General features: G+C 65.0%; 8 protein-coding genes and 1 pseudogene. 6 read left to right on the top strand and 3 right to left on the bottom strand.

Annotated elements, in window-relative coordinates; translation table 11 throughout:
* From EOA22_RS20285 to EOA22_RS20275, 3 genes and pseudogenes are all read left to right on the top strand, one after another.
* Positions 1-745: pseudogene (locus EOA22_RS20285) on the top strand (helix-turn-helix domain-containing protein); the annotation flags it as partial.
* Between the two features lie 33 nt (positions 746-778).
* Positions 779-1,411, top strand: coding sequence for a PQQ-binding-like beta-propeller repeat protein (locus EOA22_RS20280; protein ID WP_013530712.1), 633 nt, complete (start codon positions 779-781; stop codon positions 1,409-1,411).
* Between the two features lie 161 nt (positions 1,412-1,572).
* Positions 1,573-2,403 carry an aldo/keto reductase gene (locus EOA22_RS20275; protein ID WP_174299083.1) on the top strand — a complete coding sequence of 277 codons (831 nt, stop codon included), beginning with the start codon at positions 1,573-1,575 and terminating at the stop codon, positions 2,401-2,403.
* Positions 2,404-2,499: 96 nt separating this feature from the next.
* Here EOA22_RS20275 and EOA22_RS20270 read toward each other — a convergent pair whose 3' ends face one another.
* Positions 2,500-2,805, bottom strand: a complete 306-nt coding sequence (locus tag EOA22_RS20270) for a hypothetical protein (RefSeq protein WP_013530714.1) — start codon at positions 2,803-2,805, stop codon at positions 2,500-2,502.
* A gap of 208 nt (positions 2,806-3,013) precedes the next feature.
* Here EOA22_RS20270 and EOA22_RS20265 point away from each other — a divergent pair, with 208 nt between their 5' ends.
* Positions 3,014-4,516: an ATP-binding protein gene (locus EOA22_RS20265; RefSeq protein ID WP_013530715.1), complete on the top strand. Its 1,503-nt coding sequence runs from the start codon at positions 3,014-3,016 to the stop codon at positions 4,514-4,516.
* Positions 4,517-4,649: 133 nt separating this feature from the next.
* Here EOA22_RS20265 and EOA22_RS20260 read toward each other — a convergent pair whose 3' ends face one another.
* Together EOA22_RS20260 and EOA22_RS20255 are read right to left on the bottom strand one after the other, a co-directional pair.
* Positions 4,650-5,432 carry an SDR family oxidoreductase gene (locus tag EOA22_RS20260; RefSeq protein WP_127390169.1) on the bottom strand — a complete coding sequence of 261 codons (783 nt, stop codon included), beginning with the start codon at positions 5,430-5,432 and terminating at the stop codon, positions 4,650-4,652.
* A 170-nt stretch (positions 5,433-5,602) separates the two neighbouring features.
* Positions 5,603-5,881 (bottom strand): usg protein, encoded by a 279-nt coding sequence (locus EOA22_RS20255; protein WP_024501657.1) that lies wholly within the window; start codon positions 5,879-5,881, stop codon positions 5,603-5,605.
* A 332-nt stretch (positions 5,882-6,213) separates the two neighbouring features.
* Between EOA22_RS20255 and groES the strand changes: the two genes are divergently transcribed.
* Both groES and EOA22_RS20245 read left to right on the top strand, forming a co-directional pair.
* Entirely contained in the window at positions 6,214-6,528 is a 315-nt protein-coding gene (groES, locus tag EOA22_RS20250; protein ID WP_013530718.1) for a co-chaperone GroES, read from the top strand.
* 55 nt (positions 6,529-6,583) lie between these two features.
* The coding region (locus EOA22_RS20245) for a TCP-1/cpn60 chaperonin family protein (RefSeq protein ID WP_281040769.1) at positions 6,584-6,922 on the top strand (339 nt) is incomplete at its 3' end.

Here is a 6,922-nt window from a genome sequence, read left to right as displayed (position 1 = left end):
CCTCAAGACGAAGCCGGCGCGCAGGGCGTTGGAGTGGGCACGCCACGCCGCCCGCCAGGACGGCATTGCGGGGCTCATCGCTGAAGTCGACCGCGCATTCCTGGCGCTGGACACGCCGGCGGCGCGGCTGATCGCGGCTGGCGAGCAGCGCCCGTTGCTGCTTGAGGACGTCGAGGCGTTGCAGGCGTCGCCGGCGCTGCTGGTCGATAATTTCCGATATGTCGTGCGCCAACAGGAGAAAACGGTCTCGCTGGCCACGCGCCCGGTTCTGTTCGCGCTGGCCCGTACGCTCGCCGAAGCGTGGCCAGGCGATGTGTCCAGGGCGACGCTGATCGCGCAAGCCTTCGGCGGCAGGCACGCCGATGAATCGCATCGGGCGCGGCTGCGGGTCGAGATCGGCCGGCTGCGCACCGAATTGCGGGGCTTGGCCGACATCGGCGCCACCAGCCAGGGCTTCGCGCTGGCGCCGCGCCAGGCACGCGAGGTGCTGGTGCTGGCGCGGCCGATCGAGGAGCGGCACGCGGCGGTGCTGGCTTTCCTTGCCGACGGTGAATCCTGGGCGAGTTCGGCGTTGGCGCTGGCGCTTGGCACCGGGCAGCGCAGCGTGCAGCGGGCGTTGGAGCAGCTTGGCGAGGCCGGCAAGGTGCAGTTTTTCGGTCACGGCCGGGCGCGCCGCTGGATGACGCCTCCACTGGTGGGATTCACGACCACCTTGTTACTCCCGGCCCCGCTGCCGAACGGTTAGGAAGTGACATCGGATCTCAATGAGGACAAGGACATGAAACAGTCAACGGCCGAAATCCTGCGCGAATACGGACCCTTTGCCGATGTGGAGAGGGTGCATGGGGTGAGCTTTGACGGCAGCAATGTCTGGTTTGCCTCGGGCGAGAAGCTGAACGCCTTCGATCCGGAGAGCGGGCAGAACCTGCGCTCGATCGATGTCGCGGCGCATGCCGGCACCGCCTGGGACGGCCAGCATTTCTTCCAGCTTGCCAACGACCTGATACAGAAGATCGACCCTGATACCGGCCAGGTGTTGGCGACTATTCCGGCGCCCGGTGGTGGCGGCGATTCCGGGCTGACCTGGGCCGAAGGAACGCTCTGGGTGGGACAATACCGCGAACGCAAGATCCACCAGGTCGACCCGGAAACCGGTGCGATCCTGCGCACCATCGAATCCAACCGCTTCGTCACCGGGGTGACATGGGTCGAGGGCGAGCTGTGGCACGCCACCTGGGAAGGCGACCAGAGCGACCTGCGCCGCGTCGACCCGAAATCAGGCAAGGTTCTGGAGAAGCTCGACATGCCGGCCGGGATGGGCGTGTCGGGGCTGGAATCCGATGGCGGCGACCGCCTTTATTGCGGCAGCACATCCGCCGGGGTGGTGCGGGCGGTGCGCCGGCCGCGGTGAGGATGCGGCCGACGCCGAAGTCACACTTGCAGGCGCACTTCACACGGCAATTTGTCCGCTGTCGGCTGGCCGTTGCCCCTTGTCGGACCTAGATAGGCTGTGCGCCGGGCGGACGCCCGGCCCAGCTTTGCAAAGGATCCCTCATGCCTGAACAGCCCACCATGCCCGAACAGATTGCATTGAACGACGGCTCCGCCATTCCCCAACTCGGCCTCGGTGTGTGGCAGGTCGACCAGGACATCACCGCCGACGTGGTGGGTTGGGGCATCGAGGCCGGCTATCGCCTGATCGACACCGCCGAAGGCTATCAGAACGAGGAAGGGGTCGGAGAGGCGATCCGCAGTGCCGGCGTGCCGCGGGCTGAGCTGTTCATCACCTCGAAACTGCGCAACGGCGCGCACCAGCGCGATGCGGCCTTGCGCGCCTTCGACGAGACGATGGAGAAGCTCGGCGTCGAACAGATCGACCTGTTCCTGATCCACTGGCCTGTGCCCAGCCAGGACAAATATGTCGAGGCCTGGAAGACGCTGGTCGAACTCAGGCAGGCCGGCCGCATCAAATCGATCGGCGTTTCGAACTTCAACCAGGACCATCTGGAGCGGATCATCGGCGAGACCGGTGTGACGCCCGTCGTCAACCAGATCGAGCTGCATCCCCAGTTCCAGCAGCGCGGTGTCAGGGACTTTCATGCCAAGCACGACATCCGTATCGAAAGCTGGAGCCCTCTGGGCAGCGGCCGGCTGCTCGGCGATCCGACCATTGCAGGCATCGCCAAAAAACATGGCAAGTCCGTCGCACAGGCGATCATCCGCTGGCATCTCCAGGAGGGGCTGATCGTCATTCCAAAGTCGATCCGCAGGGATCGCATCGCCGCCAATTTCGATGTCTTCGATTTCGAACTGGATGCGCAGGACCTGCAGACGATCCGCGGCATGGATTCGCCCGAGGGCCGCAACGGACCCAACCCCGCCACAGCCGCGTTCCTGTTCTGAGAGGCAAGTTTTAACGAGCTGGCAACGAAACTGCTAATCTCCCCCACGAGGGGGGAGATTGGCAGCTTTGCGGCTTTCGCCAATTTCTTGCGCCCCTCAAATCCCGGACCCATCCAACTGCTGGGCGTCTTCGCCTTCCCAGGGCGCCGGCATCGACGCGCGGCTAAGGTTGGCGGTGGGCAGCGGCATCCAGCATTTCAGTTCCGGGTCGGCGTATTCGATGACGCGCCCGGGCGAAGAGTCCGACGCGCGCCAGCCTTCCGAGGCGAACTGGTCGGCACGCGACCAATAGGCAAGGTCGACTTCCGCCGGTCCCTGCTCGGACGGACGCACAGTGACCAGGATGCGGCTGCCGTCCTTCGGCGCCGTCGACATGTGGCGCCACCGTTCGGGCTCGTCCATCGCATTCCTCCTCGCACTCGTAGCGTTGGGAGGAGTGTCGCCTCGTGGTCCGAAGGGGTCAACCCAAAGTTTGCGCCAGGCATCGGCTGATGACCCCTCCAGACGGTGCCTGCACAGTTGTGCGCAACACGCCGCGGGCGGTCATGCACGCTCGACGGGCCGTGACCCAGTTGATAAGCCCGTCTGCGAAAGGAGCGCCTGAGTCGAGATGACCGTTGCGATCGAGATGGGACAGACGACCGCAGGCGCCCCGGCGAAGCTGGATCTCGAGGAACTGCTCGCGACGCGCCTTTTGGTGCAGGGCAATTCGGGCTCCGGCAAGTCGCATCTGCTGCGGCGCCTGCTGGAGCAGAGCGCGCCCTGGGTGCAGCAGACCATCATCGATCCCGAGGGCGACTTCGTTTCGCTGGGCGACCGTTACGGCCATCTGGTGATCGATGCCGAGCAGCATACCGAGCGCGGCCTGCAGGCGGCAGGCGAGCGGGCGCGCATGCATCGCGTCTCCACCGTGCTCAATCTCGAAGGGCTCGACGCCGAGAACCAGATGCGGCGTGCCGCCGCCTTCCTCGGCGGGCTGTTCGAGGTCGCCCGTGACCACTGGTACCCGATGCTGGTTGTGGTGGACGAGGCGCAGCTGTTCGCGCCGGCGGTGGCCGGAGAGGTGTCGGACGAAGCGCGAAAGCTCTCGCTCGGCGCCATGACCAATTTGATGTGCCGTGGCCGCAAACGCGGGCTGGCCGGCATCATCGCCACCCAGCGGCTGGCAAAGCTCGCCAAGAACGTCGCCGCCGAGGCGTCCAATTTTCTCATGGGCCGCACCTTCCTCGATATCGACATGGCGCGTGCCGCCGACCTTCTGGGCATGGAGCGGCGCCAGGCGGAGGCGTTTCGCGACCTGGAACGCGGGCAGTTCATGGCGCTCGGCCCGGCGCTGTCGCGCCGTCCGCTGGGCCTGCGCATCGGCCCGACGGATACGAGCCCGCGCAACGGAACGCCGCGGCTGATGGCGATGCCGGAAGCAGCACTCGAGGATGCACGCGCGATCATCCTGGCGGCGCCGCCGCCCGAAACGGTGCGCACGCCGCGTCGCCCGGCGTCGCCGGACCTGCTCGACCAGTTGATGGCGGCGAAGTCGGCGGCCTTGGAAATCCGCCCCGAACCGGCGGAGCCGCAAGTCAGCGCCGAGGATCTGGCCGAGCGCCGCGAGCGCGTGGACCGTGTGCTGCGCGCCATCCTGGCGCAGCCCGACGCGGGTTTTCGCGTGATCGGCGTGCTCTATCAGGAGTTCGTGGTCCGCTGCCGCATCGAAGGCCTGGCCTCGGTCGTGCCCGACCTGCCGGAGTTCCGCCGCATGCTGACGCGCGCCCGGGCCGGCCTTGGGTCAGAGACGACACAGGACGACGCATGGCGGGACGTTTCCGTCCGCGCGTCGCTGCTGCCCGACGACATGCAGGGCGTGTTCATGATGATTGCCCGCGCGGCGAAGGAGGGCTGGCCTTGCCCGAGCGACGCCGCGATCGCCCGCGCCTACGGCTCGCACTCGCTGCGCCGCGCCCGGCGCCTCTTGACCTATATCGAGGAGCAGGGCCTCATCGTCTGCCAACTCGACGGGACAGGCCGGCGCACCGTGACACTGGTCGAATTGGCCTGGGCCACCGCACCGGGAGATCCGAATGCCGAGGAGGTGGAGCAGGGAAGCCTGGCGCTGTGAGGCGGCGCGGGTGCTTTGAGCGAATGATGCGATAGGCTTTTTCAGTCACCGTCATCGCGACAAATTTCTGATGGCAACCGTGAAATCGCCGACGGCGAGATGCGTCATGCAGGCGCTTGCGTTTCGATGGCGCTCACCGGTTCGCCCCAATCACCCACTGTTCCTGATCGACGAGCGTGCCGGTCATCGGCCCGGCAGCATCCGAAAGCAGGAAGACGGCGAGGTTGGCGATATCGCTGGTCGAGAACAGGCGGCCGAAGGGTTGCGAGGCGTTGGCGGCATCGAGCCAGCCCGGCCCGTTGCCCAGCGTGTCGGCTTGCATGACGCGTTCGGCCGGCGTGTCGGTCCAGCCGACATTGATGCCGTTGACGCGGATGCGATCGAAGCGATGGGCGTTGGCGGCGTTTTTGGTCAGCGTGGCCAGCGCGCCCTTGCTGGCGGAATAGACGGCGAGCTCCGGCGAGCCGCAATGGTCGTTGATCGACAGGATGTTGACGATGGCGCCGCGCTCTCCGCGCTTCTTCATGTCGGCGATGGCCGCCTGCATGAGGAAGAACGGCGCCCGCGCGTTGACCGCGAACAGCGAGGCCCAGCCGTCGAGATCGGCATCGAGGAACGAGGCCCGGTCGGTCAGCCCTGCGGCGTTGACCAGCGCATCGATGCGGCCGAAGCGCTCGATGCAGGCTTGCGCCAAAAGGGCAGGGGCTGCCGGGTCGGCGAGGTCGGCGGCGACGAAAACCGTCGGCGTGTCGAGCCGCGAAAGCTCTTCCGCAACGGCATCGCCGCGCGTCTTCTCGCGCCCGGTGACGAGCAGGCCGCCCGCGCCGCAGCGCGCCAGCGTCTCGGCGATGGCGCGGCCAATGCCTTGCGTCGAGCCGGTGACCAGCGCCACCTTGCCGTTGAGTTGGAGCTCCATTCCTCTTCCCCGCCTCGCATCTGATTTCAGGCTAGCGCGGCGCGATCGTTTTACAATACGGAAATTGGAAATCTTGGAGTGGAGGTTGTTGGCTGTCGCGCTGCGTGGGGCCGGCGAGAGCCTGCCCCAATGTCGTGATTCCCTACGTAGCGGAGGCCGTCGCAAAGACCCTAGTGGACCGTGATTATGCCCTCGACGGCCCGCCATTCCGAAGGCTGGATGAGCTGGTGATGAGCAACGCGAACCGAGTGGAGCGGACCATCGAGTTCGCGCTCCCAATATTGGAGAAAACCCTTGAGTTCGGGAAAGGCTGGAGCGAGATCATAGTCCTGCCAGACATAGAGCTGAAGCAGGCTTGGATGATCGGGCAGGTAATAGTGGATTTCGGCCGTCGTCAGGCCATAACCTTCCATTTGCAGGCGGAATTCGTTGCTGACCGTATCGGCCATGTCTTTCTCCTTCTCCGCTGAGGCATCGAGCCGGCGGCATTTGTGTCGAACCCGCCCAATGCCGGGCCGGGGCGATTGGTTCTGTCCCTCTTTAAACAACGCCGCGAGAAGCTCGCGGGTTCCGAAAATAGCCACGCCATAACAGTGTCTTGGCGCTCTTTCTTGTCGAATATAAAAATTTTTGCGCTGGTCTCTTGAAACCGAAAAAGGGCAAAACTAGCTCGATATGCGCCGCGATGCCTGACGAAGGGTCGCGGCGTTCCGCACCGGTCCGATATTGCCGGTTCGGTGCGGAGGAACCTCAAAACCTGTTTGTCCACGAGGAGAACGACATGGCGTTCCGTCCATTGCATGACCGTATTCTGGTCCGCCGCCTTGAAGCCGAGGAGAAGACCTCCGGCGGCATCATCATCCCCGATACCGCAAAGGAAAAACCGCAGGAAGGCGAAGTGCTCGCCGTCGGTCCCGGCGCGCGCGACGACAGCGGCAAGCTTGTCGAACTCGATGTCAAGGTCGGCGACCGCATCCTGTTCGGCAAATGGTCCGGCACCGAGATCAAACTCGACGGCGAGGACCTGCTCATCATGAAGGAAAGCGACGTGATGGGTATCATCGATGAGATCGCCGAAGTGAAGAAGGCCGCCTGACGGCTTCTTGTATCCAACCAGTCAACGAATGCTGCCTAGATAAAGGAGTGATCCAATGGCTGCCAAAGAAGTGAAATTCCATACCGAAGCGCGCGAGAAGATGCTGCGCGGCGTCGACATCCTTGCCAATGCGGTGAAGGTGACGCTCGGTCCCAAGGGGCGCAATGTGGTCATCGACAAGTCGTTCGGCGCGCCGCGCATCACCAAGGACGGCGTCACCGTCGCCAAGGAGATCGAACTGGAGGACAAGTTCGAGAACATGGGCGCCCAGATGGTGCGTGAGGTGGCCTCCAAGACCAACGACCTTGCCGGCGATGGCACGACGACCGCAACGGTGCTTGCACAGGCGATCGTCACGGAAGGGGCCAAGGCGGTTGCCTCGGGTATGAACCCG

The sequence above is a fragment of the Mesorhizobium sp. M7A.F.Ca.US.014.04.1.1 genome (genome assembly GCF_003998745.1).
Lineage (GTDB): Bacteria > Pseudomonadota > Alphaproteobacteria > Rhizobiales > Rhizobiaceae > Mesorhizobium > Mesorhizobium ciceri.
The sequence above is the reverse complement of the archived record's forward strand: the minus strand, read 5'-3'. Positions and strand labels throughout refer to the sequence as shown.

Excerpts from the sequence above, each read along its gene's own strand:
- EOA22_RS20260 (WP_127390169.1), bottom strand. The coding sequence starts at position 5,432 with ATGGAGCTCCAACTCAACGGCAAGGTGGCGCTGGTCACCGGCTCGACG.
- EOA22_RS20280 (WP_013530712.1), top strand. The coding sequence starts at position 779 with ATGAAACAGTCAACGGCCGAAATCCTGCGCGAATACGGACCCTTTGCC.
- EOA22_RS20270 (WP_013530714.1), bottom strand. The coding sequence starts at position 2,805 with ATGGACGAGCCCGAACGGTGGCGCCACATGTCGACGGCGCCGAAGGAC.
- EOA22_RS20275 (WP_174299083.1), top strand. The coding sequence starts at position 1,573 with ATGCCCGAACAGATTGCATTGAACGACGGCTCCGCCATTCCCCAACTC.
- EOA22_RS20265 (WP_013530715.1), top strand. The coding sequence starts at position 3,014 with ATGACCGTTGCGATCGAGATGGGACAGACGACCGCAGGCGCCCCGGCG.
- groES (WP_013530718.1), top strand. The coding sequence starts at position 6,214 with ATGGCGTTCCGTCCATTGCATGACCGTATTCTGGTCCGCCGCCTTGAA.
- EOA22_RS20255 (WP_024501657.1), bottom strand. The coding sequence starts at position 5,881 with ATGGCCGATACGGTCAGCAACGAATTCCGCCTGCAAATGGAAGGTTAT.